This is a genomic window from Nostoc sp. DedQUE05, assembly GCF_034530955.1.
GTDB lineage: Bacteria > Cyanobacteriota > Cyanobacteriia > Cyanobacteriales > Nostocaceae > Nostoc.
In genome coordinates this window covers 26227-52315 of the sequence record NZ_JAVRCB010000030.1, presented here as the reverse complement: position 1 = coordinate 52315, position 26089 = coordinate 26227, and the positions used below count along the sequence as shown (strand labels likewise).

Annotated in this window: 17 protein-coding genes and 1 pseudogene; 7 read left to right on the top strand and 11 right to left on the bottom strand. The window is 41.4% G+C overall.

Annotated features, from left to right (window positions below):
* Positions 1-110 precede the first annotated feature (110 nt).
* Entirely contained in the window at positions 111-1067 is a 957-nt protein-coding gene (locus tag RMZ42_RS21770) for a hypothetical protein (RefSeq protein WP_322673362.1), read from the bottom strand.
* Between the two features lie 349 nt (positions 1068-1416).
* Here RMZ42_RS21770 and mnmA point away from each other — a divergent pair, with 349 nt between their 5' ends.
* Entirely contained in the window at positions 1417-2472 is a 1056-nt protein-coding gene (gene mnmA, locus RMZ42_RS21765; RefSeq protein WP_322673361.1) for a tRNA 2-thiouridine(34) synthase MnmA, read from the top strand.
* A 215-nt stretch (positions 2473-2687) separates the two neighbouring features.
* Positions 2688-2834, top strand: a pseudogene (locus RMZ42_RS21760) (carbohydrate kinase); the annotation flags it as partial.
* A gap of 1 nt (position 2835) precedes the next feature.
* Here the strand turns inward: RMZ42_RS21760 and RMZ42_RS21755 are convergent.
* Positions 2836-4053: an McrC family protein gene (locus RMZ42_RS21755; protein WP_322673360.1), complete on the bottom strand. Its 1218-nt coding sequence runs from the start codon at positions 4051-4053 to the stop codon at positions 2836-2838.
* Entirely contained in the window at positions 4044-5474 is a 1431-nt protein-coding gene (locus RMZ42_RS21750) for an McrB family protein (protein WP_322673359.1), read from the bottom strand. The genes RMZ42_RS21755 and RMZ42_RS21750 overlap by 10 nt, the downstream gene beginning before the upstream one ends.
* 255 nt (positions 5475-5729) lie before the next feature.
* Between RMZ42_RS21750 and RMZ42_RS21745 the strand changes: the two genes are divergently transcribed.
* Complete coding sequence (locus tag RMZ42_RS21745) at positions 5730-6470, top strand: dienelactone hydrolase family protein (RefSeq protein ID WP_322673358.1); 741 nt, start codon at positions 5730-5732, stop codon at positions 6468-6470.
* Positions 6471-6496: 26 nt separating this feature from the next.
* On the opposite strand, the gene RMZ42_RS21740 is transcribed toward RMZ42_RS21745, so the two are convergent.
* Genes RMZ42_RS21740 through RMZ42_RS21725 form a run of 4 tightly spaced genes read right to left on the bottom strand, consistent with a single transcriptional unit; the run spans position 6497 to position 10351 of the window.
* A complete protein-coding gene (locus tag RMZ42_RS21740; RefSeq protein ID WP_322673357.1) occupies positions 6497-7453 on the bottom strand; it encodes an N-acetylglucosamine kinase in 957 nt (318 codons plus the stop codon).
* 14 nt (positions 7454-7467) lie between these two features.
* Complete coding sequence (locus tag RMZ42_RS21735) at positions 7468-8739, bottom strand: MFS transporter (protein ID WP_322673356.1); 1272 nt, start codon at positions 8737-8739, stop codon at positions 7468-7470.
* Positions 8740-8769: 30 nt separating this feature from the next.
* Complete coding sequence (locus RMZ42_RS21730; protein ID WP_322673355.1) at positions 8770-10032, bottom strand: glutathionylspermidine synthase family protein; 1263 nt, start codon at positions 10030-10032, stop codon at positions 8770-8772.
* Between the two features lie 7 nt (positions 10033-10039).
* Positions 10040-10351: a hypothetical protein gene (locus RMZ42_RS21725; RefSeq protein ID WP_322673354.1), complete on the bottom strand. Its 312-nt coding sequence runs from the start codon at positions 10349-10351 to the stop codon at positions 10040-10042.
* 193 nt (positions 10352-10544) lie between these two features.
* On the opposite strand from RMZ42_RS21725, the gene RMZ42_RS21720 reads away from it, so the two are divergent.
* Positions 10545-13529 carry a valine--tRNA ligase gene (locus RMZ42_RS21720; protein ID WP_322673353.1) on the top strand — a complete coding sequence of 995 codons (2985 nt, stop codon included), beginning with the start codon at positions 10545-10547 and terminating at the stop codon, positions 13527-13529.
* 159 nt (positions 13530-13688) lie between these two features.
* Positions 13689-14123: a hypothetical protein gene (locus RMZ42_RS21715; RefSeq protein ID WP_322673352.1), complete on the top strand. Its 435-nt coding sequence runs from the start codon at positions 13689-13691 to the stop codon at positions 14121-14123.
* A 108-nt stretch (positions 14124-14231) separates the two neighbouring features.
* On the opposite strand, the gene RMZ42_RS21710 is transcribed toward RMZ42_RS21715, so the two are convergent.
* Both RMZ42_RS21710 and RMZ42_RS21705 read right to left on the bottom strand, forming a co-directional pair.
* Positions 14232-18989, bottom strand: a complete 4758-nt coding sequence (locus RMZ42_RS21710; protein WP_322673351.1) for a beta strand repeat-containing protein — start codon at positions 18987-18989, stop codon at positions 14232-14234.
* A gap of 97 nt (positions 18990-19086) precedes the next feature.
* Positions 19087-19326, bottom strand: a complete 240-nt coding sequence (locus RMZ42_RS21705) for a DUF4915 domain-containing protein (RefSeq protein ID WP_322673409.1) — start codon at positions 19324-19326, stop codon at positions 19087-19089.
* A 730-nt stretch (positions 19327-20056) separates the two neighbouring features.
* Here RMZ42_RS21705 and cysC point away from each other — a divergent pair.
* Entirely contained in the window at positions 20057-20629 is a 573-nt protein-coding gene (gene cysC / locus RMZ42_RS21700; RefSeq protein ID WP_322673408.1) for an adenylyl-sulfate kinase, read from the top strand.
* A gap of 31 nt (positions 20630-20660) precedes the next feature.
* Here the strand turns inward: cysC and RMZ42_RS21695 are convergent, their stop codons facing one another.
* Complete coding sequence (locus RMZ42_RS21695) at positions 20661-22652, bottom strand: AarF/ABC1/UbiB kinase family protein (protein WP_322673350.1); 1992 nt, start codon at positions 22650-22652, stop codon at positions 20661-20663.
* A gap of 347 nt (positions 22653-22999) precedes the next feature.
* Between RMZ42_RS21695 and recN the strand changes: the two genes are divergently transcribed.
* The gene (gene recN / locus RMZ42_RS21690; RefSeq protein WP_322673349.1) at positions 23000-24748 is read left to right on the top strand and encodes a DNA repair protein RecN; all 1749 of its coding nucleotides are present in this window, start codon (positions 23000-23002) and stop codon (positions 24746-24748) included.
* 51 nt (positions 24749-24799) lie between these two features.
* Here the strand turns inward: recN and RMZ42_RS21685 are convergent, their stop codons facing one another.
* Positions 24800-25474, bottom strand: coding sequence for a VOC family protein (locus RMZ42_RS21685; RefSeq protein WP_322673348.1), 675 nt, complete (start codon positions 25472-25474; stop codon positions 24800-24802).
* Positions 25475-26089 lie beyond the last annotated feature (615 nt).

Sequence of the window (26089 nt, the reverse complement as noted above, 5' to 3'; positions counted from 1 at the left end):
TGGCTGATAGCTGTAGTATGATTTACAACTGATTTGCCTAAAATTCTATAATACTTACATTGGAGCGCTTGCCGTTGGTGTACTTCCCTCACTCCTAACTCCTCACTTATTTACTTTCCGTAGTAAACTCTGGCATTACCGTATCCGATATTTCGGATATATTTGTTCCATTCCTCAGCTTGAAATCGATTTTGGAAAGGCCCGACTGCTACGTGCGGGCCTCGTGGTTGCGTCCTTTCGAGGACTCCGCCAGATCGTCCTAAATCTTGCGTAAATTGGCCTAAATTCTGCCTAAGTTGTGCTGCGATCGCAGGTAATTGTTCGGAAGTGGTGGGAATGGCGACATAATATCTAGAGACTCGCCTATTAGAATTTATATTATTACGATCGTCTCTATAGTTATAGTTGCCATTGTCTGCATTTATTTCCTGTCCATTACCAAAGCTGATAATTCGGGCGTTATATATGCCTCGTGACTGTAGCTCATTCACCCGTTGTTGGGCGTTGGCGACTCTGTTAAAAACACCTGACTGAATTACAGTCCGGCCTTGGAACTGGCGAATGTAAGCACTGGGTTCAATCTGACGTATGGCTTGTAGTGTCTGGAAATCACTACCATCAACGTAAACTAAATAGCGCTCAAAGTTCTGGTTATATTGACTAAACTGTGAAGGTTGAGAGGGCTGAAAATTCTGCTCAAATTGATTGTTTTGTACTGGTTGGGTAGGCTGAAAGTTCTGCTCAAATTGATTGTTTGGTAATGGTTGAGAGGGTTGAAAATTCTGCTCAAATTGATTGTTTTGTACTGGTTGGGTAGGCTGAAAGTTGACTTCCGGTTGATTGAAGTTCTCTGCTTGACTTGGTTGTAACTGCGGTGATGGTTGTTGACCAAAGGGAATTGGCGGTGGCGGTAAAATCTCACCAGTTTCTTGAGCCAGTAGCACGTTGCGGTTGGAGATTTGTGCCTGTGCTGGGGTAGAGTCGGGAATCAGTACTAACCACCCTCCCACTAACAAAAAGAGAAGTCTAATAGTGGGCTTCCAACCCTCAGAGCTTCGGCACAGCATCTGAAATGGGATAAATTTACTTGATATTCCTCTCGACATAATAGTTAGAAAGCAGTCAAAGTATTTTTAGGTAATTTCCATCAAGAACTAATTAGTTCACCGTTGTAGCAACTATATAGCGTTAACGTAAAGTTACCTCATCTACGTGGCAAAAAATACATCTGTAATTAATCTTAGATGAAAGCTGTTTACGGACGCGATCGCTTCCGTTATGGATGGAAGAAACAAATCAAATTCTCTTCCCTCCTGCCTCCTACCTCCTGCCTTTAAAACTGAAGCGCTTTAGTAGCAAGGCTTTGAAGAGTATATGCTACAATTGGACAACCACGCATATCGTGTCGTGCTTTGTATGAAAAAAGTCGTCGTTGGTCTTTCTGGTGGCGTTGACAGTTCTACCGCCGCAGCTATCCTGCACCATCAGGGCTATGAAGTGATTGGTTTGACTCTTTGGCTAATGAAAGGCAAAGGTCAATGTTGCTCTGAAGGTATGATCGACGCGGCCGAACTCTGCGAACAATTGGGTGTTCCCCATCAAGTTGTGGATATTCGAGATGTCTTTCAGACGCATATTGTCGATTACCTGGTGACTGGTTACAGTGCGGGTATTACACCTTTGCCTTGCTCCCAGTGCAATAAAACGGTGAAGTTTGGGCCAATGGTGCAATATGCTCGTGAAGAATTGGGGTGCGATCGCATTGCCACCGGTCATTATGCCCGAATTAGCTATGACGAAGCAACTGGACGTTACCAGTTATTAAGGGCTGTTGACCGCAATAAAGATCAGTCATACTTCCTCTATGATTTGTCTCAAGATTTACTAAGAGCAACGGTATTTCCTCTAGGGGAACTAGAAAAAACTGACACGCGCCGCATTGCAACTGAATACGGACTGAAAACTGCTGATAAACCAGAAAGTCAAGACTTATGCTTAGTGGAAAGTAACGGTTCCATGCGGGCATTTTTGGATAAATATTTAGCTCCCAAAACAGGTGATATTGTCGATGTTACAGGCAAAGTTTTGGGACAGCATGATGGTGTGCATCATTACACCATTGGCCAGCGCAAAGGCTTGGGAATTGCTGCTGCCGAACCCCTGTATGTGATTGAATTAGATGCGGAAAATAATAAAGTAGTAGTAGGCGATCGCACCAAGGTAACTCAGCCAGAATGCACTGTAAATCGGGTAAATTGGGTTTCCATTGCCGAACCATCTACCCCAATTCATGCCGAAGTGCAAATTCGCTATCGTTCAACGGCTACACCAGCGACGGTGATTCCGTTGGAAAACTCCCGTGTGCGTTTGGTGTTTGATGAACCCCAAATCAGCATTACCCCCGGACAAGCGGCGGTATGGTACGACGGCGAGAAAGTGTTAGGTGGCGGAATTATTGAACAGTTTAGTTAAGAATCACCCCTTTGTAGAGACGTCGATTTATCGCGTCTCTTCCCTTAACCGAACCGTCTTGGATGATACACCCTTTTCATCAACAAAACCATAATTTTCGTAATAATTGCCTTTTATAGAATTGCCAAAGGCTTAACCTCACTTCTTGCGGTATTTGGAAAACCTCTCTCTAAATCTGTCTCCTAAAAGGCTACGGTGTACACACAGTGTATTAAGGCGATCGCTTTCCGATTAACGATCCCAATCTACCCCTACGCTTGTCACCACGCCCAAATAATCCAGTAGAATTTTTGCATGGGTTGTTAGAAAGCATTGCCCGCATAGAAGCGCGAGGGTATGAATTATTACAAGAAATGCGAGCAATTATTGGTGTGAGTTCTGAGAGATTAAGAGAAAAAGGTTTTTTAAGAAGGTTTGACCTGCGCGATCGAGATTATCATCTAGGGAAAAGGTGAGGCTGCGGACTCGGATTTGATCGCTTTTAACATCTAGTGGCTGTGTCAAGTCTTTGGGGTATATCAAAAAGGCTTGCTTGCATTTTGTTGTGTTGGCGTAGCTGATCATTTGATGAATATCTGTATATCCTGCCTGTTCTGGGGCTTTATACTTTGTATCCAAAACTGCTATTGTGTTGCCAGTAGCAGCATCACACAGTAATATATCTATATTGAAGTGCCTATTTTGACTAATTTCTATTGGATGTTGCTGTTTGAAAAAATAGCCTTGCGGCGTGTTTTTCTTAAGCCATTCTGCAACAAAAAGTTCATATAAATGTGCCATATCGACGAGAAAGGGTAGGGTTTTGTAATTTCCCCTTTCATGACTGGGACTACTATTTTCTAAAAAGAATCGACATAAGTTATGTAACAGTTCATAGTCGAGATTGAGGCGATTATACTGTCTGGCGATACAATCTTCTGCGCTACAAGGTTGCAGCGTTACTAATCCTTGTAGAGCGTGATAAGCTTTTCGTATTGTTGGTGATACTCTTTCTGAACATAAACTGCTACGACCAATGATATAAAGTGTCCATGCCAAGATTTGATTTTCTTTAACATCAGCCGTATGTTCTTCGTAATTGCATTTAAGTTTAACATTCCACGGCTTTTGAATTATCTGTTGCACATCTAGCCTTCCCCGCACATAAGAAAGCTGCTGTGTTTTAGGCAAGTAAGTACGATATAATCCTTTGCGGCATCGTTCTAAAACTTTATCGGCTAAGATATGAGCCAGATTATTATAAAAATTCTCTAGAGATTCACAATCCATCAGCCCTTCGAGAAAGTGAAACCCTTTTAAATTGTAGGCATATTCCAGCATTCCGAAGAGGTTTTGGATAGGCACTTTCGGATTTATTTTTAGATGCAACTCAGGAGTGGCAGGAATGTAACCTACCCATCCTTTAGCTTTCAGTTGCCACTGATATCCTGTTCTTAAGTTAGGAAATTCTACATCAACTTGATTTTCATATTTCTGATATAACTCCATTCCAGCTAATTCGTCTATTTCATCACGCTGAAAAAAGTTAGCTTCGTATTCTGTAAGTTCAATAATTCTTGGTTGTGCTGGGTTTATATGCATAGTTTATTCTTGATTTCATCCCAGCGAAACTTATCTACTTTTTCTAGCTGGTTAAAAAAGTATTCTTCTAAATATGGTTCAATTTCCATGCGCCATATATCTTCTATATCTTCACGTAGGCTGTCTGTTAAAAAGAAGGAAATACCAATTTCGTAATTTTTATCTGCGATCGCCTGATTTAATTGCTGTAAAATGTTAATTAATCCCTCTATTGCAAAACCTCTTCTTCGGTGATAATTTCGCAGCACCTCATAGTTTGAGCGAAGTTCAATAAATGCAAAGCGGCGGCGTAGGGCATGATCTATATTGGCAATAGACCTATCTGCTGTATTCATTGTCCCAATAATGCGGACATTTTCTGGAATGCGAAAGGTGTTACCACCAGCTAGTGGAATTTCTCTATTTCGGTACTCAAGTAAGTACATTAGTTCACCAAAAACTTGTGCGAGATTAGCACGGTTTATTTCATCAACGATCAAAACACAAGTGCCTTGGCAAGACTCCGCCTTTTTGCAGAATTCTAAAAAGCGCCCTGGAACCAACGGATATGTCAATTTCCCATCTTGACTTTGGGGGCGGATACCTTGAATAAAATCTTCATAAGAGTATGCTGGATGAAATTGCACTAGTTCCGAAAAACTATTACTACCGCCGATTAAGTGTTTTGCAAGTTTTTCAGCTATAAAGGTTTTGCCTGTTCCAGGTGAACCATATAAAATTGCTTGACCTTTACGATTAATTGTGTGTATCCAGCTTTCTAGCACTAGTTGGGAAACTCCAGTATCTTCAGTACATTTGTTTAAGCTATAAGGTTCACTTATGGTTAGATTAATATCAGGTATTACCTCCTTAGATACTGCTTGTAAAAATAACGGAAGATAATGTTGAAACCATTCTTTAAACCTATTAATTAATTCTTCTTTAGATGAATTTAATATTTCTGTTTTATTAAAATAACAACTTTCATGAATCTGTGGAAAATCAAATGCATATACATCTTCAGCAATTATCTTTGCTATCATTATAGGATTGATTTCTAAAATATTTTTTGCAAGAAAGGAACCTGCATTATTTATTAATCTTATGTCTATACCTGAATCTATTAACTCTATACTTAACAATGAAAATATATCTAAATATTTGTATAGGCGAAATTTACTAGGAGAAACTAATATATAAATATCTACCTCAGTTCGTCCATTGTCTGTTGTTATATAAAAATTCTTGGCAGCAATTTCAGTTGGTATTTCTTGATATATAAAGTCGCAGAATTTAATAAATGGAGTTTTTACTATGTTTAAAAAATCTTTATATTCTTGAGAATTATAAATATTATTATCATTGTGCTTATTTTTGTATTGTTGAATTACTTTAAAGGTATTTTCAGAGAAAAATGTTTTTTCTTCGTGATTATTATCCATAAAAAGTAAAAATTGCTAATATTTTATGTTATAAATCGTTTCAATGTACTTATTGAATAAATAAAACGCTAGCGTAAAAATACTTAAAGTAATAAGATATGCTTTCTTAGTAGTTTCACAACAAATTTTCACTGGGTATATTAAACGATCGCAGTCATAGTAAAAGAATGCCAAATTGTGAGTTGAAAGTAACCGGATGCTGCGGCGCTATAGTGTAGAAGCTAATGACAGCAAGCGTAACACGGAGACAAAAAAGTGCAAATCACTAAGCGCAATGTTGAATTAAGAGTAGATGGCAGCTTAATGCGTGTTTATGTAGCGGCTCCCAAAGCAGCAGGAAAATACCCTGGTATTGTCTTCTACAGTGATATTTATCAGTTAGGCGATGCAATGATTCGTCTAGCTAACTACTTAGCAGGATACGGCTATGTAGTAGCAGCCCCAGAAATTTTTCACCGAATTGAGCCAGTTGGTTTAGTAATTGAGCCAGACGATCTGGGACGGATGCGGGGTAATGACGATGCGCGTCGAACCTCGGTAGCTGATTATGATGCCGATTGCCTTGCTGTGATTGAATTTCTGAAAACAGAGACTGCGGTTTCTCCAAATAGAATAGGCACTCTCGGCTTTTGTATTGGTGGACATTTAGCTTTTCGCGCAGCATTTCAAAGCGAAATTCGGGCTTGTGTTTGCTGTTACCCTACTGGTATTCCCAGTGGTAAACTGGGTAAAGAGGTAGCCGATACAATCCAAAGGGTAAGTGAAATTAAAGGCGAGATGCTAATGGTGTTCGGTACTCTTGACCCTCATATACCAGATAGCGATCGCCAAACCATAATCAAAGCAATTGAGAATGCTAACATCCCTCACCAAGTTTTCTTATATGAAGCAGAACATACCTTCATGCGCGACGACGGTTATCGTTATGATTCTAGTGCTAGCACCGCAGCTTGGTCTGAAATAGTAACTTTTTTGGGGCGCATATTTGCAGACTGAAAACTCCTATTATTGCTTTCTTCGCGTCAATTTTGAGTTGTTTGCAACGCTAATAACCCAGCACCATAAGCAGGTTCATACCTCGGAAATATCACCTTTACATTAGGAAACTTCTTAACAAGAGACGCTGCAAATCTTTCATGGATTTTGCATCTACCGCACCATACACTTCCTGTTGTAACTACTTCTAAAATTGAGTCGGCAGTAAAAATTGCATCAATTACTGTAGATGTAGCTTTTACTAATTCTTTTACAGCATCATCAATTATCATATTCGCTACTATATCACCTGACGCTGCTGCAAAATCTACAACTGGTGCTAAAGCAGCTATCTGTTTAACTCCCCATTCTCGGCGATATACTACTTCTATTAAATCTTCTATACTTTCCAAATCAAGATAATGTTTGAAATCCACTATCAAACTCGTTGGAATCTCTCGTCCATCATAAGATTTTAATGCTGCGTTCATGCCTGCGATCGCAATTTTATAAGCGCTACCTTCATCTCCTAGAATATACCCCCAGCCGCCGACTCGCTTAGTATGTCCTTCATGATTTCGGCCGAAAACTATCGAACCAGTACCGGCTGCAACCACAATTCCTACAGGCTGACCAATTCCACCAACTAAAGCAATCAAAGCATCGTTACAAATTACAATATTCGCTGGCTGTAATGCCCAAGTAATAGGCAATTTGTTATTCTGTAACTCTTTAAGTAAACCTTTCACTACTTCGATATCTGTTGCGCGACCTACACCCGCTAAACCCAAACATATCGCGTCAATATTCACAGAATTTGTACTTATTGCTGCCTCAACCGCATCGTGAATTGCTAATTGAATAGATTCTAAAGTTGCTTCGATACCTATACTCTGATAATTAGATGGCCCTGCTTCACCACGACCTAGCACTAGATGCAAATCATCCATTAAGACACAAATAGTCTTGCTACCACCGCCATCTATTCCCAAAACATAACTCATGAACTGTAATAATGTTAATTATTTTGACGCTTCAGTTCTTCTTTTAAAGGAATAAAAAATAGAGCAATCATTCCAGGAATGGTCAGCAAACAAACCAAGACAAAAAATAATGGATAGCCAAGTTCTTTCTGTAAATAACCACTAACTAAGCCTGGTAACATCATTCCTAAAGCCATAATGCCAGTAGATATGGCAAAATGAGAAGTTTTATATTCACCTTGGCAAATATACATTAAATAAACACTAAAAGCTGTAAATCCAAAACCATAACCAAATTGCTCCAAAGAAACCAAGGGATACACTAATGTTAGTGAAGGCTTAGTGTAAGCCATATACACATAAAATACATCAGGTAAATTCAATGCTAAAGCCATAGGAAAGAGACATTTTTTTAATTCATATTTAGAAATTAGCAAGCCTCCTAAAATTCCTCCACAGATTAAGGATATTACCCCAAATGTACCGTAGACTAACCCGACATCTGATGTTGATAGCCCTAAACCGCCTACTTCTGGTTTGTCCAATAAAAATAAAGAGGCTATCTTCACAAGCATTGCTTCACCAAGTCTGTAAAGCAAGATAAATGCTAAAATATTTATAATTTTATCTTGAGCAAAATATGAGCTAATAATTGACCAAAAAGGTATATTTTCCCTAGTTTGTATTTGTCGTTGGTTATCTGATTCAGGTAAAGGTAAAATTAGGCGATGGAAAATAAACAAGATTGCTAAAATTAAAGCTGAGAACCCAATAGCTATAGTCCAGCTTAAAGGAATGTTGTTCAGAGACACTTCAAGCTGACCTGCTAAGACTACTAATATTCCAGAGCCAAAAATGACAGCCATTCGATAAAATAATGAGCGAATGCCAACAAATAAGGCTTGTTGTTCTGGAGATAAAGCCAGCAGATAGAAGCCATCTGTGGCAATGTCATAAGTTGCAGAAATAAATGCTCCTATTGTTAACGTTGCAAGAGAAATGAAAAAGAAATTTGGCAGTTGCAAGGAGAAGGCTATCAAACCCAAACAAGCGAACATTGCAAATTGGGTATAAAGTATCCATTGACGTTTGGTAGAATAAATATCGACAATTGGGCCCCAAAACATTTTGATGACCCAAGGTAGATAGAGAAAACTTGTCCACAAAGTAATTTGAGTATTATCTATTCCGAGCTTTTTGTAAAAGATTACGGAAACTGTATTGATGATGATGTAAGGTATGCCAGAGGCAAAGTAGAGGGTGGGTATGTATATCCAGGGCGAAGGGGTGGTGGTTTGAGGTTTCATATTTTCCTCTAATTATCGGTGTTATTAAAATTAGCATCCAATAGGACACCAATAAGATAAATTATCTGTAATTTCCCCTTCAGAAAGGCGGATTCCTACACCTCCAGATATAAATTTGTCATTACCATTGTTATATAACCAAGCTCCCCAAACCTGAGTCATTGACTTGCCATCAATTTCTAATTTAGGGAATTCTAATAACTCTTGATAGACATAATTCTGTTGTGTATACCAAGGGTGATTATTACTACTACGCACAGAGATGTTTCCTGAATTAACTGCAAATCCTCCTTCACCTTCTCTTCCTAAAATAGGTTTGGCAAAGTATGAATTACCTATTGCTGTTGCACTCAGTGATGTTTTAGGAAAATATTCCCAAACTGTCCCAGCATCTTTGCCAGAAAAAAAGTCATATCCCAAATCTGTAATCAAGGCAAATATACTTTTTGGTTGCAGTGCAAAGGCAGAACCAAAGTTCGCGATCGCAATTTTATTCTCAAAAATTAATTGCTCTAGAGCCGGCCATAATCTTTCACCTTTCTCATCAGTATCATGGATTAGCCATTCCACTGGATACCATATAAAGAGTATATCTATTGGTTTTTTTGTTCTCTGGTCAAATAGATACTCACCATCTTTGATGCCAAGATATTCTAAAGGTAAAATGGTACTTTTGGACTCCAAGTAATTTCTTAGCCATCGCATAGTACCTAAATCTTCGGCATTATTCAAAGCTGTAAATGCTACGCAACAATCTCTAACTGGTTTACCCAAATTTAATGCGGCTCTATTTACATGCTGATTAAGTGTTATTTTTAATATTTTTTGAGCATCTAAAACGGGTTCTTGCAATCCAAAATGTCTGGCGACTTTATTATTGCCGTCCGTACACTCAAACCAAAAACTAGGAGTTTGGGGATTAGTTTCTACTACTTTTTTTATCCCCGTTTCTTGATTCCAGCACCAGTCAAGACGCATACAAAATGGTGCGAGGAAGTCATATTTAACTAACTTGATAGTAGCTTCCGGAAATCCATAGTAAAGTAGTGTATCCTCATCAAGAGTGCGGATAATTTCCCACGCTTGGGTTAAAACACTACCGACTAATTCCGACGCTTGCTGAATTTCTTGTATCGTCTGCGGTAAAACTTTATGGCAATAATAAAGAGCGTAAGGTGTTTCTTGGTCAGTCAGAGGTATACCTGTTCCTTCTTCAATAGGAGCAAAGTTATACCAACCCATTTTCATCGACTGAAATAGACGCTTTCGTTGAGGACTGTTGAAAATATTCATAACTCTCTTATCCACCCGCATGACCACCGCGACCGAAACTACCAAAACCACTACGTCCCTTGGCAGAACCTCTGGAAGTCCCGGCTTCTGATGAATCACCAAAACCGGGTCTTGTAATGCTACTCCCACCAGAGTAACTACTTGTTCTGCCGCTACCATTAGATGAGGGTGAACAGTTATTGGGTTGTTGTTTAGAGTTCGGCGACGTTGTGGAGATGCAATCTGACTGTCTTGCTTCTGGGGTTGTCGCACAAGAAGCAAGTAGCGATACAGTCATAACGAATACTATGAGTTGAAATAAACCTGGTTTCAATTTCATGAGTCTTTCTGGATGAATATACAGATATCAGCTACGGAATTTATGCAAGATAACTACAAGGATCAAAAATAGATTTCGCATTTCCAGATAGATTTTTTAAGGGTACATCCACGATTTAGAGAATTGCTAAACAAACCCTCTCCAACCCTGTGGCAAAATTTATTAGAGTCCTTCCATAGTTAGTTTTCCCAGCATGACCGCAACTATTCCCAATCTCCCCAGTCTCTACGACCCCTTTTCCACTGAAGCCAAGTGGCAAAAATTCTGGGAAGACAACCAAGTTTACAAAGCTGACCCCAACAAAGGCGGCGAACCCTACTGCATCGTCATTCCACCGCCGAATGTCACTGGCAGTTTGCACATGGGTCACGCTTTTGAAAGTGCGTTGATTGATACGCTCGTGCGCTACCACCGGATGCAGGGGCGCAATACCCTGTGGCTACCCGGAACTGACCACGCCAGCATCGCTGTGCATACTATGCTGGAAAAGCAACTCAAAAAAGAGGGTAAGACTCGCTACGAATTGGGGCGCGAAAAATTCCTAGAACGCGCTTGGCAATGGAAGGCGGAGTCTGAGGGAACGATTCTGAATCAACTACGACGCTTAGGTGTCTCGGTGGACTGGTCACGGGAAAGGTTTACCCTGGATGAGGGTTTATCTAAGGCTGTTGTGGAGGCGTTTACTCGTCTTTACGAGGAAGGCTTAATTTATCGTGGCGAATATTTAGTTAACTGGTGTCCTGCTTCTGGGTCGGCGGTGTCTGATGTGGAAGTTGAAAATCAAGAGGTGAATGGAAATCTGTGGCACTTCCGCTATCCCCTCACCGATGGTTCCGGTTTTGTAGAGGTGGCGACAACTCGGCCAGAAACGATGCTGGGTGATACGGCTGTAGCGGTTAATCCCAATGACGATCGCTACAAACATCTCATTGGCAAAACTGTAACTCTGCCAATTCTACAACGAGAAATTCCGATCATTGGCGATGAATATGTTGATCCCACTTTCGGCACAGGCTGCGTGAAGATAACTCCCGCCCATGACCCGAACGATTTTGACATGGGTAAGCGTCACAATCTGCCGTTTATCAACATTATGAACAAAGACGGCACTCTCAACGCCAATGCTGGGGAGTTTCAAGGACAAGACCGCTTTGTTGCTAGAAAAAATGTGGTTTCTCGCCTAGAAGCAGATGGCTTTTTGGTGAAGATCGAAGATTATAAACATACCGTTCCCTACAGCGATCGCGGTAAAGTACCTATTGAACCTCTCCTCTCGACTCAGTGGTTCGTCAAAATTCGCCCCCTAGCTGACAACACTCTCGAATTCCTCGACCAGCAAACTTCTCCAGAGTTTGTCCCCCAACGCTGGACAAAGGTCTATCGTGATTGGCTAGTAAAACTCACTGATTGGTGTATCTCTCGCCAATTATGGTGGGGACACCAAATTCCTGCTTGGTACGCTATCAGTGAAACGGGTGGACAAATTACTGATAATACGCCGTTTGTAGTAGCGAAATCGGAAACCGAAGCCTGGGAAAAAGCGAAATCACAATTTGGTGAAAATGTCAAGATAGAACAAGACCCAGATGTGCTAGATACTTGGTTTTCTTCTGGACTCTGGCCGTTTTCGACTTTGGGCTGGCCGGAACAAACTCAAGATTTAGCAACTTACTACCCGACTACCACTTTGGTGACAGGCTTTGACATCATCTTTTTCTGGGTAGCCAGAATGACCATGATGGCTGGGCATTTTACGCAGCAAATGCCTTTCCAAACAGTTTACATTCATGGTTTGGTGCTGGATGAAAAAGGTCAGAAGATGTCAAAGACCAAAGGTAATGGCATTGACCCATTGTTATTAATTGATAAATATGGTACCGATGCCCTGCGGTATACCTTAATTAGAGAAGTAGCTGGCGCTGGTCAAGATATCCGCTTGGAATACGATCGCAAAAAGGATGAATCGGCATCGGTTGAGGCATCCCGCAACTTTGCAAATAAGTTGTGGAATGCTGCCCGGTTTGTGATGATGAATTTGGATGGACAGACGCCGCAGCAATTGGGGAATCCAGTAGCTACCGAATTGAGCGATCGCTGGATTATCTCGCGGTATCATCAAGTTATCAAACAAACCACTAATTACATCGATAATTACGGTTTAGGGGAAGCAGCAAAAGGACTCTACGAATTCATCTGGGGTGATTTCTGCGATCAATATATTGAACTAGTGAAATCCAGATTGCAAGCAGATGCCGATCCAGCATCGCGGCGAGTAGCACAGCAAACCCTCGGCTACATACTAGAAGGGATTATGAAACTGCTTCATCCCTTCATGCCTCATATTACTGAAGAAATTTGGCAGACTCTCACGCAACAATCAGCAGATTCTCCGCAAACTTTACCATTACAAATCTATCCCCAGGTAGATGCAAATTTAATTGATTCAGCTTTAGAAGAACAGTTTGAATTACTGATTGCTACTATCCGCACAATTCGGAATTTGCGAGCTGAGGCGGATATTAAACCAGGGGTAAAAGTGACAGCGAATTTGCAAACTGAAAGTGAAAAGGAGCAGGAAATTCTCACTGCTGGACAGTCTTATATTAAAGATTTGGCGAAGGTTGAGACTTTAACTATTACTGACAAGCAAGAAAACCAAACTGTTGCTGCGAAAAAACCTCAAAGGGGTTTGAAGACAATCAGTTTAATTATCGTGGCTATTATCTTTGGTAGATTGGGTTTAGCTGCGGGAAATGCCATTGATGACATTCCCATCGTCGGAACTTTCTTTGAACTAGTTGGTTTTGGTTACACAGCGTGGTTTGTTAGCCAAAATTTACTCACTGCTCAAGCTAGACAAAAGTTATGGAGACAGTTTTTTCCGCAGAAAGAATTAGAACAACCACAAGAACCAGAAAATGCGATCGCAGGTGTAATTGGTACAATACAGGTGCTAATTCCTCTAAGCGGTGTGGTAGATATTGAAGCTGTACGTGCCAAACTAGAGAAAAGCTTGAGTAAAGCTGAAGCTGAAGTTGAATCCCTGAGTACCAGATTAAACAATCCTAGTTTCGTAGATAGAGCTAGGGCTGATGTGGTACAAGGGGCGCGGGATGCCTTAGCAGAAGCACAGAAGCAAGCTGAAATTTTGCGCGAGCGTCTGAAGGGGTTGTCGTAGCGATCGCCTGCGTGGCTTAGGATAACTGTAATGGGTAATCGGATTATTAATTCCCAATTACCCGTTACCAATTAACAAGATCCAAATCTCAATTCTAGGACTTATTATTTTATTAAAATTTTTTAATTTTTAATTTTGAATTGGAGCAAAGCGACTCTCATGCTATATCTAGCCCAGGTGCGTAAAAACGATTTTTTAGACCAGCACCAGTTACGCTTGTTGGCGCGTCAAGAAGCTGATAACTTGTGGGCGATAATTCCAGAAGAGGCTTTCATTCTGCTAGGGAAGGGAAAAGTTATGAGTGAAAACTTGCTTGTTTTAGTAGAACTTTCTCCTACAGGTGACATTGAAAGAATAGAAGACGCTACCAACTGGGTACTCCATCTAGTACAAAGCTACCTCACCATCGGCATTACCCCAGAATTTTTACAGCATGAAGCCGAACGAGCAGAACATTGGCGACAATCCCTGACATTGCAAAACCAAGACTTAGCGCGGCGTTCCTTAGAATTGGAAGCTCGTCGCGAACAAATTCAAGCCTTAGAAGAAAGCCTCAAACGCGAGAAAAACGGTTATTCCCAAGAAGAAAGTTAAAAGTTTGCAATTGTATTGGCTATAAAGCCACAGTACCGCCAAAGTATAGGGACGCGAAATTTCGCGTCCCTACGTCGGTTGATACTAGGTTAATTGTCTTAGCTTTCGTTAGACAATCACAGTAATATTTGTATTACTAAGCAGTGCTTTATTCGATAACTGGGCTATTTGAACTTGTACTGTACCACCCAATCCATCTTTATCAAAGAATAGGTTGCCCGTACTTTGATTGTAGATGAAGCGATCGCTTGCTGTTGTAGCGATCGTACCAAGTCGGAACAAGCCCGAATCGAGTGTCGTATCCTGAGATTGGGTCAGCCCGAATTCCGCCTTAGAAATGAAGATAGTATCATCTCCAACAGTAAAATCAGTAATAGTATCATAGCCTCCAGTGCGGGTATCAGTCAGATATAAGCTATCTTGTCCAGCTCCACCAGTCAGCGTATCTTTACCAATTCCACCAAAAAGGCTATCGTTTCCTACATCGCCTAATAAGCTGTCATTACCTGAACCACCAAAGAGGTTATCATTACCATCTCCTCCTGATAACGTATTAGCCCCAGTATTTCCAATCAGGATGTTATTAAGGCCGTTACCAGTAGCAGTGATTGCCCCAGTTCCAATCAGGGTCAAATTCTCTAGGTTATCTCCCAAGACCCAATTTACCGAAGAGTTAACTAAATCTGTGCCTGCATTTAAGCCTTCAACAATAATATCGCTAACATTGTCTACAGTGTAGATGTCATTGCCGACTCCACCATTGAGACTATCAATTCCTGTACCTCCATCCAAGGTGTCATCGCCTGTACCACCCAACAAGGTGTCATTGCCTGAGCTACCAAAAAGGTTATCGTTACCATCTCCTCCGGTCAAGGTGTTCGCAGCAGCATTTCCGACCAGGATGTTATCAAGGCTGTTACCAGTACCAATTGTCGCGCTTCCAGTCAGGGTCAAGTTCTCAAAGTTCTCTCCTAATACCCAATTCACAGCAGACTTGACTAAATCTGTGCCTGAATTTAAGCCTTCGGTAATAATATCGCTAACATTGTCTACTGTGTAGATATCATTACCGGCTCCACCATTGAGAGTATCAATCCCTGTACCTCCATCCAAAGTATCATCGCCTGCACCGCCTAACAAACTGTCATTACCTGAACTACCAAAGAGGCTATCGTTACCATCTCCTCCGCTCAACTTATTAGCACCAGTATTTCCAATCAGAATATTATTAAGGCTGTTACCAGTACCATCGATTGCTCCGGTTCCAGTCAGGGTCAAGTTTTCCACGTTATCTGCTAACACAAAACTCACGGAAGACTTAACTAAATCTGTGCCTGCATTTAAGCCTTCAGTAATAGAATCGTTCAGGTTATCTACAGTATAAATGTCATTGCCGGCTCCACCATCAAAACTGTCAGTTCCTAAACCTCCATCCAAGGTATCATTACCTGCACCGCCCAATAATGTGTCATTGCCTGAGCTACCAAAGAGACTATCGTTACCATCTCCTCCGCTCAACTTATTAGCACCAGTATTTCCAATCAGAATATTATTAAGGCTGTTACCAGTACCATCGATTGCTCCGGTTCCAGTCAGGGTCAAGTTTTCCACGTTATCTGCTAACACAAAACTCACGGAAGACTTAACTAAATCTGTACCTGCATTTAAGCTTTCAGTAATCGTATCACCGAGGCTGTCTACGATATAAGTGTCATTGCCAACTCCACCATTAAGACTATCAGCTCCTGTACCTCCATCCAAGATGTCGTTGCCTACACCGCCCAATAATGTGTCATTGCCTGCATCACCCAATAAGGTGTCATTGCCAACTTCTCCGCTCAAGATGTTAGCACTAGTATTTCCGGTCAGAATATTATTAAGGCTGTTACCAGTACCATTGATTGCGTCGGTTCCAATCAGAGTCAAGTTTTCCAGATTATTTCCCAACACCCAACTCACCGAAGACTTGACTAAATCTGTGCCTGCACTAGTAGATTCAATAATAGTGTCGCCAATGGTGTCCACAATATAAGTGTCATTGCCTTTACCACCAATGAGACTATCGTTACCTGTACCACCATCTAAGAAATCATTTCCATCGCCGCCATCAAGCGTGTCGTTATCACCTAGTCCGTTGAGCGTGTCATTGCCCAGCAATCCTGAGATGATATCCATGATCGCCGTACCATTCAGGCTGTCTGCACCTGAAGTACCATTAATCAGATTGAATTGATTAATGGTCAAGTTTACAGTGGCAGTACTGCTGCCACCCTGGCCATCACTTATGGTATAAGTGAAGCTGTCGGAGCCATAATAGTCTGGGACAGGGGTATAAGTGTAAGTACTATCAGGATTTTTAACTAAGCTTCCTTGGCTAGGTTGGGTAAAGCTAGTAATGCTCAATACGTCATTGTCCGCATCTATATCATTGCTCAACAGAGTCGTAGCGTTAATGATAATAGGTGTGTTTTTGTTTGTGGTGATGCTGTCGTTAACAGCGACAGGAGCATCATTCACCGCCGTAATATTAATATTGCGGGTAATGACGGTACTACTAACAGTCCCATCATTAACTATAAAGCTGACAGTACGAGGTGTGAGACTGGGATTATCACTGCTGTTGGTATAAGTAATGGAACGTAGTGCAGTTTGATAATTAGCAACACTAGAACTGCCAGTTAAAGTTAAGACACCTGTGCTGCTGTTATAGCTGCCTGTAATCTCATTTTGATTGATAAAGGTGAGGGTATCTTGAGCAGAGACAAAACCACTGGTAATGCTGATAGTGGCACTAATCAGGTTGGGGGAGTCTACATCACTGACGATGATGGCTGAGTCGATGGCTGTAGTGGCGTTCTCTGTATATGCCAGGGCAGAGTTAGTGGCAGTGGCAATGGGCGCATCATTCACTGCCGTAAAATTAATAGTGCGGGTAATAGCTGTACTATTATCAATCCCATCATTGACCGTAAAGCTGATAGTACGAGGTGTGAGACTGGGATTATTAGTACTGTTGGTATAAGTAATGGAACGCAGTGCAGTTTGATAATTAGCAACACTAGAACTGCCAGTTAAAGTTAAGACACCTGTGCTGCTGTTGTAGCTGCCTGTAATGCCATTTTGCTCAGTGAAGGCGAGTATGTCTTCGGCAGAAACAAAGCCACCGCTAATCTTGACAATGGCACTAACTAGGTTAGGGGAGTCTACATCGCTAACGATGATGCCTGAGTCAATGGCTGTAATGGCGTTTTCGGTGTACAGCAGAGGAGAGGTGGTGGCAGTAGCAACGGGCGCATCATTCACCGCCGTAATATTAATGTCACGTGTTAGAGTTTTACTACTAACATTCTCGTCATTAACTATAAAGCTGATGGTACGAGACGTGAGACTGGGGTTATCACTGGTATTGGTGTAAGTAACCGAACGCAGTGCAGTTTGATAATTAGCAACACTAGAACTGCCAGTTAAAGTTAAAACCCCTGTGCTATTGTTGTAGCTGCCCGTAATCCCATTTTGGTTGGTGAAGGCGAGGGTATCTTGACTAGAGATGAAACCACTGGTAATACTGACGGTAGCAGTAGCCAGGTTGAGGGAATCCTCATCGCTGACAGTGATGGCTGAGTCGATGGCTGTAGTGGCATTCTCAGTGTATGCCAAGGGAGAGACAGAAGTAGAGGTGATTATCGGAGGAATGCCACTTTTGTATAGTTGGGCATATATTCCCCCCTGATTATCTATTTCGTCACCCTGGGCTATTGCCTCGTCTTGACCATAGCTAGTCCAGGAAATCACAAAGTCCCCCTTTCCATTCATCGCTACTGTAGGAGTACTTTGGTCGTTGGGGGTGTAAGTATTGACCTGAAATTCGCCCCCTTGAGGCACCCCATACCGATTGTAGCGTTGAGCATATATCCCAAATCCAGACTTATCCTGATTATCGCTTTGCCAGGAAATGATAAAGTCCCCATCTGCATCCATCGCTATTCTGGGGTTAACTTGGTCGCTAGTGGTTTCACTATTGACCCGAAATTCGTTCCCTTGAGTCTTCCCATCACTGCTGTAGCGTTGGGCATATATCCCAAATCCAGAACTATCCTGATTATTGCTTTGCCAAGAAATAACAAAGTTTCCATTTTCATCCACCGCTACTGTGGGGTTAACTTGACTGTCGATGGTTCTAGTATTGACCTTAAATTCTGAGATGTCTTTAGCATTCCCATTACTGTCGTAGCGTCGGCCATATATCCCATTGCCAGACAAGTCTTGACCATTGCTAACCCAGGAAATGATAAAGTCCCCCCCTGCATTGATTGCTACTGTGGGGTAATATTGAGCTTCGGTAGTGTATTTATTAACCTTAAATTGGTCCCCTTGAGCCGCCCCATAGCTGTCGTAGAGTCGGGCATATATCTCAAAACCAGACCCGTCCAGATCAAAGCTAGTCCAGGAAACGACAAAGTCCCCCCCTGCATTCATCGCTACTGTGGGGTTCAATAGCAAACTGTTGATATCGGTATTGACCTGAAATTCGTTACCATCAGGTTCGCCATCACTTTTGTAGCGTTGGGCATATATGCCATTGCTAGACCCGAACTCATCATAACTAGTCCAAGAAATAATAAAGTTTCCAGCTGCATCTATCGCTACTGCGGAGTTAGATTGAGCGGTGGTGGTGGTGGTATTGACCTGAAATTCGTTACCATCAGGTTCGCCATCACTTTTGTAGCGTTGGGCATATATCCCATTACTAGACCCGTTCTCATCAAAACTAGTCCAGGAAATGACAAAGTTCCCAGCTGCATCTATCGCTACTGTGGAGTTAGATTGATTGCCAATGGTGGTGGTATTAACTAGGAATTCAGTCATGAAAAAACCTCTAAAAAAACTAAAATTTTGATTTCAACAATTACGGTCTGATTAAACAGATTTCTTAGTCATTAGGAATCACTGCACTCGGTCGCAGTCAATAATTCAACTCTGGTGCAGTAAATGCTTGGCGGATTTCTTTTCGTTCCTGATTCAAAACCATCGGACGCTGTACACCAGCAAGAAACTGTACATCATAAAGTTCTTGACAGCCTGCGGTGAACTTCAGCATTCCCACCTGTTGCCCATTTCGTAAATCCACGACTGCCACGCCACAGAGCAACTGCTCAAATCGTTGGGTTATGGGCAATCCTCCGAAAATATGCCGTTCCCGAATCCTATCACCTCAATTAAGCAGACAAGTTGCTCAGAGGAACTGATTAAAGGTGAACAAATTTATGCCAAAGTGTACTAGTGATTGATGTCATTAGTTTTGATGAGTTGTGAAAGTTTGTAGTCAGGGCTAAAACCCTTGAAATTGACTGATAAATCGTTCACTACGAAACTCTCAGAATTGATGACACAGACCACTAAGCGTGCCATCATTGTCAATAAACAAGCTTGTACCAGAAACTTAAAGGAATCGACCCCAGAAAATAGGTCGCGCCGCCATAAAGCTGCACTGGATCTAACTTTGCAGATATTTTGAACTTAGTTTTTTATAATGTCCTAGCGGTAAATATTGTTTGGTAATCTACTGTTATAATAAAGACTTTTCCCTTTAAAAATAAACTGTATATATACTGAATGTAAAAATTAGTTAAAACTTCAATAATTTAAAAACTCGATCGACAAGTTTTATTACTATGACGGCAAATTGCGTTGTTAGGGTAGAGAAAATGCGTAGATGTAGCTTGTCGTATACATCCCCATGCTTCGTATTAAATATTTAGCCTAAATACGTATAACTATGCGATTTTTCACTCGAAATCAGTAGAGGTAAAAGTAGCAAGTTTGACATAGGGTACCTTGTAATTGCTGAAATTCCTGCTAAAAAGGATTATAAAAATAAAATTACTATTTGACTCACAATTACTTAAAAAAGTTTTTTTAGTGTGCCATTTAAAATTTACGACGAAAGTAGGATGAGACAACAAGAGTGTGGTGTAACAGTATGGTTCACTGGTTTAAGTGGTGCAGGTAAAACTACTATCTGTCAATTCGTGGAGAAGGAACTGCGGATACAGGGATACAGAGTTGAAGTTCTAGACGGTGATGCGGTACGTCAAAACCTATGCAAAGGATTGGGTTTCAGTAAAGAGGATCGAAAAGAGAATATTCGGCGCATTGGCTTTGTAGCTCAACTTCTTGCCAGAAATAATGTCATTGTATTGGTTTCGGCAATTTCACCGTATCGCGCAATTCGGGAAGAAGTGCGCCAAATGGCTCCATTTCTCATTGAAGTTTACGTCAACGCATCATTGGCAGTTTGTGAACAGCGAGACGTAAAAGGGTTATATAAAAAAGCAAGAGCTGGAGAAATTAAGCACTTTACTGGTATTGACGATCCTTATGAAATACCACTCTGCCCTGAAGTCGAATGTAAAACTAACCAGGAAAGCGTTGCTCAAAGTGCAACTAAGGTCTTAGAAAAGCTAGAAGAGTTGGGTTATATAGTTGCTAGAATGAATGATTTATGAGTTAAATAAAGTTTTTAACTCATAACTTTTATTAAGATGCTAATAATTGCCGAATTAACCTGGCCACAGCTTTCTGCGTGAAGCGGTTGGCAATTTGTTGACCTAAACGTTGTACATCTGAATTTACCAATAACTGAGCAATTTGGGATGTAAGTTGCACTGGGTCAAAACCTCTTGTTTCTCGGAGAATACCTAATATACGTTTGATATGCTCCAAGGTTTGCTGTTGCTCAACTGTAGCTGCTGGAGTTTTATTAACTGCTGTCAATCCTACCCGTTCTCGTAACAAGGAGGTAAAGTTATGTAAAACATTTTTACCTAAAGCATCGAGTCCGTTAACAGATTCATCTACTAGCTTGTCACGAATAAAAGCACCGCGTTCAGATGATAGAAATTCTATCCCCTGATTTAGCACTAAATTAAAGTTGTAGTCTTGACTATTACGCGCATTTTTTAACAAGTTTTCTAAACGATTCCAGCGAAATTTGCCATCTTTAAATAGCAAATCTTGCAATGATGCTCTTAATTGCGGTGCTGGGTCTGTTAACAGACGTTTAGAAACGTAGGGATAAGCTTCGCTAAGAACTTTAAAGTTTGGATCTATATATATTGCAATACCTTCGAGCGTCACCAGGGAACGAATAATTAAGGCGTAGTAGGGCGGTACGCGGAAAGGATACTCATACATCAAGGCTGATAGTTCATCGGTGATGCTTTTAATGTTGAGTTCGGCAACGCTGGCTCCTTGGGCATCAGCAAAAACTCTAGCAAAAGCTGGGATAATTGGTGTTAAATCGGTTTCTGGTGATAAGAAATCTAACTTCACGTAGTCTTTTGCTAATCCTTCAAAGTCGCGGTTGACAACGTGGACGATCGCTTCTATCAAACCATAACGCTGTGGTGGCTTAATCTCGCTCATCATCCCAAAGTCGAGATAAGCTAATTTGCCATCGGTTGTCGCTAACAAATTACCAGGGTGGGGATCTGCATGGAAAAATCCATGTTCTAGCAGCTGGCGCAGGGAACACTGCACACCCACTTCAATGAGATAACGAGCATCTATCCCTTGGGCACTAATTTCTTCTGTCTGGGTTAATTTAGTGCCGTTAATCCACTCCATCGTCAGGACGCGACGATTGGTATATTCCCAGTAAATTTTCGGTACGTATACGTCTTTTATATGACCATATAACTCGAAAAATCGCTCGGCATTTTCACCTTCATGGATGTAATCCATCTCTTCAAAAATGCGATCGCCTAATTCATCAAGAATCCCAACTAAGTCACTTCTTACCCGTTTGACTTTTTTCTGCACCCAAGCGGCGAGGTTACGCAAAATATACAAGTCAATGGTGATTCCCTCTCTTAAGTCGGGGCGTTGAACTTTAACAGCTACTTCTTCACCAGTTTTTAGCTTACCTTTATACACTTGCCCCAATGAAGCCGCAGCAATTGGCTGTGCCGAAAGTTCGGCGTAAACCTCTTCTGGAGGTGCGCCTAATTCTTCTTTAATAAACTGGTAAGCAATTTCGTTGGGAAAAGGCGGTAATTGGTCTTGTAATTTAGTTAATTCTTCTAGGTATACGGGAGGAACTAGATCCGGTCTGGTGGATAAAGCTTGTCCAATTTTGATGTAAGCAGGCCCTAATTGGGTCAGCAATACTCGTAGCTGAGTGGCTCGGCGGCGGTCATTTTTAACGACAATTCCCCGTTTACTATCCGACCACAATCCAAACACAAAGGATAGAGTTGGCCCCAACACGGCAAAAATCCGCCGTAAAACTTGCACTTTTCTATTTCGATAATGCGCCGCTATGCCCACGGGATCGTAAAGCGTCTCAGGTTGGGCTGCTGTTCTCACCTTTTGAGCTGCTAAGAGTCTTGGTGAGCGTACAACTAACGTTGATGTACCATCTTCTGGCACTACATCAATAACATTTAATTCGTCGCCTCGGCGATTTGTGCCGTTGCGACTGTCCTCCTGAATCGGTCGGGAACTAGGGGGAAGTGTCTTAACAATCATGAAGAAGGCCACCAGTCAGAACGATCACATTAAGTATTGTAACAATATGTTTAGAAATTGGGTATTGGGAATGGGGCATTGGGTATTGGGCATTGAAAGAGGCAGAGGGGCAGGGTGCGGGGGGCAAAGGGGAAAATTCTCCCTTGCTCCCTGCTTTCGTTCGACTACGCTCACGGCAAGCCTGCTCCCTTGCTTCTTTCCCTGCTCCCCACTCCCCACTAGTCTGCTACACTTAAACGGGCATACTAGTTCAATAGTATTAGGTATTGCTAGTTGCTCAGAGATGAGACTTATTATCCTGTAAATTAGAATTATCCGGCATCTGCCCTCATGGAGAATTTGGCTTGATGTTGCTTTGCCTGCGAATTGAAAACTTTGCCCTAATTGACCAATTGGAATTAGAATTTGGCGCGGGACTAAATGTGTTAACAGGTGAAACCGGCGCTGGAAAATCGATTATCTTAGATGCCATTGATGCTGCTTTGGGCGGTAAAGTCTCTAGTAGAGTCATTCGCACGGGGACAAGTCGGGCGATGGTAGAAGCTACTTTCACCTCAAACGCTCCTTTAGCCGCTTGGTTGACCGAACAAGAAATAGATTTGCTTGATGAAAATTCTGTAGTCATTAGCCGAGAAATCACAGCCACTACGAGTAATGTCCGCAGTCGATCGCGAGTGAATGGTGTGTTGGTAAATCGACAGATCATGGCAGGAATGCGCGATCGCTTGGTGGAAATCACCGCCCAAGGTCAAACTGTACAAGTGGGACAATCTGCCCAAGTCCGCGACTGGTTAGATTTGTATGGGGGCGACTCTCTCATGCAGCAACGTCATAAAGTCGCCGCAAGCTTCAGTGCTTACCAACAGGCGCATTTAGCACTAGAAAAACGCCGGACATCGGAACGGGAACGATTGCAACAACTCGACTTGCTTACTTATCAAGTGCAGGAATTGGGAGCAGCCAATCTGGGCGAACCTAATGAATTGGAACAGTTGGGACAAGAACGGGAACGCCTGAATCATGTCGTCGATTTGCAACAAATGAGTTACAAGGTTTATCAGGCTTTGTATCAAAACGATCATGAAACTCCCGCCGCAGGTGATTTATTGGGAGACAGTGAGGCGACATTAAATGACATGGTGGAATACGATAACCAACTACAACCCCTATTGGAGTTGGTACGGGACGCGCAAGCTGCGGTAATGGAAGTGGGAAGGCAAATTAATGCTTATGGAGATGGTTTAGAAGCCGATCCGCAGCGATTGGAAGAGGTGGAAGAACGGATTCAGGAGTTAAAGCAAATTTGTCGTAAGTATGGGCCGACACTACAAGAAGCGATCGCTTACTACCAACGTATCCAAGCAGAATTAGCCCAACTTAACGACAGCGAACAATCTATCGAAAGTCTGGAACAGCAAGAAAAGGCCTGTTTTGATAAACTTACCCAAGCAAGTAATCAGTTAACTCAATTGCGGAGTAAGGCGGCGGCTAATTTAGAATCACGTTTGATCGCTGAACTCAAGCCCCTAGCGATGGAAAAGGTGAAATTTCTGGTTGAAATATTACCAGCTTTCCCAACTGCGATGGGAGCAGATAAAATTACCTTTATGTTTAGTTCCAACCCCGGTGAACCACTGCAACCTTTAACAGAAGTTGCCTCTGGTGGTGAAATGAGCCGTTTTTTACTGGCGCTGAAAGCTTGTTTTTCTCAGGTTGACGTAGTTGGGACAATGGTATTTGATGAAATTGATGTCGGGGTTTCGGGAAGGGTAGCCCAAGCGATCGCGGAAAAATTATACCAGCTAAGTCAACGCAACCAGGTGTTATGTGTTACCCATCAACCTTTAGTTGCGGCAATGGCCGATCGGCATTTTCGGGTAGATAAGCAAACTATCAATCAAGGTAAAGGTAAAAAAGCCAACAATGATAATGACGAACAGCGTACCGTTGTTAGAGTTACTACCTTGGATAATTTAAACACCCGTCGGGAAGAACTAGCGCAGTTGGCTGGTGGTAAATCTGCAACTGATGCGATCGCTTTTGCAGAATCTCTATTATTACAAGCTGCTAACCACCGTAGCACGAAGCATACTTGACCAAATAGTTACGAATTACTAATTACTAATTACTAATTACTAATTATAAATTTAGGCTGCCAATTCTGAAAGCCGTAAACCAGCAATATTCTCACAGGAAAAAGTCTCTTTGCCCATACATCGCCGACAGATTAGCTCTATAATTTGCCCTGCCCAATTGCGGAAAAACCATTGGCACAAGGAATCATCTTCTTGAGGTGTTAAAGACAGAGGAATAAAACCTTTCTTCTGCCATACTTCTGCTGCTGTATAGATATCATCAACAAGAATTGCAACGTGATGGACAGTATTAAAACCTTGCCGTTGGAATAAGCTAGCAATCTGTTCATCTGGTGCGTTAGGCGCAAGCAGTACCAAAATCATGCCTGACGGCATTAAGGCTGAGAGAAAGTACATACTAGCATCTTCAGGCAATAGGTTTTGCTCAGGACAAAAATCATCAGGCCATTTTCCTGGCCCTTCAGTAATTTTGGCATCATAGTTAATCAGAGCTTTAGCATAGTCTGTAAGAGCTTCTGAATCAGGAAACAACAGTACATAGTGATCTACAATAACTCGTTCACCAAAGAGATGTATGCAAAATGATGAGTTGAGAAATTCTGGAGTCTTGCACCCATCTTTATACAATAGCAATCCATCATTTTCTACAAAAGGCGACTCCTTATTCATTGAAGTTTTGGCTAAGTTAAAACCTTTTCTAGGATTTAATGGAAGGTTGTTGTTCATAATGCTCACCTATAAAAACAATCTATAGCATTTATTCAAATTTGAGGCTTAGAAACAAGGTTTATATCTACTATTATAGTCAAATACTTTGAGCTAATCTCAGACACCCGCAAGGCAATTATAGTAACTAATAATACTAACTGTCTCTAAACTGGCGCCGAATAATTCTTAACTTATCTCTTCCTTTTATTCCCGATGAAAGCTACGTAGTAGCTTGTCTCTTTGTATTCTTCTGAGCGAGACGCTGCACCTAGCAAGCCAGGAACAGCTTTGTTGCCCTCCCACTTTAGATAATTTTTCAAGTATACGAGCAATCTGTTATTTGAAATTTTTAAATACAGCATTATAGTCTCTCTACTCATGAAGCCAATTTGTCAAGTCCGATCTATACAAATTTAAATGAGTTTATCCTGCAAATTGCAATAGAAAAAGTATCTAAAGATTTGACATAAGCATCTAAAGATTTTTCATTGCATAGAACGGTAAGTTTTTATATATTTTTTAGGTAAATAGCATTAATTACAAGTGTTTTTTGGAGTTAGTAAATTTCCTAAAAAAACTCTGTAATTTAGTCCGAAAAGCTCAAGATTAGAAATTAAAAAAACAATAAAAAAG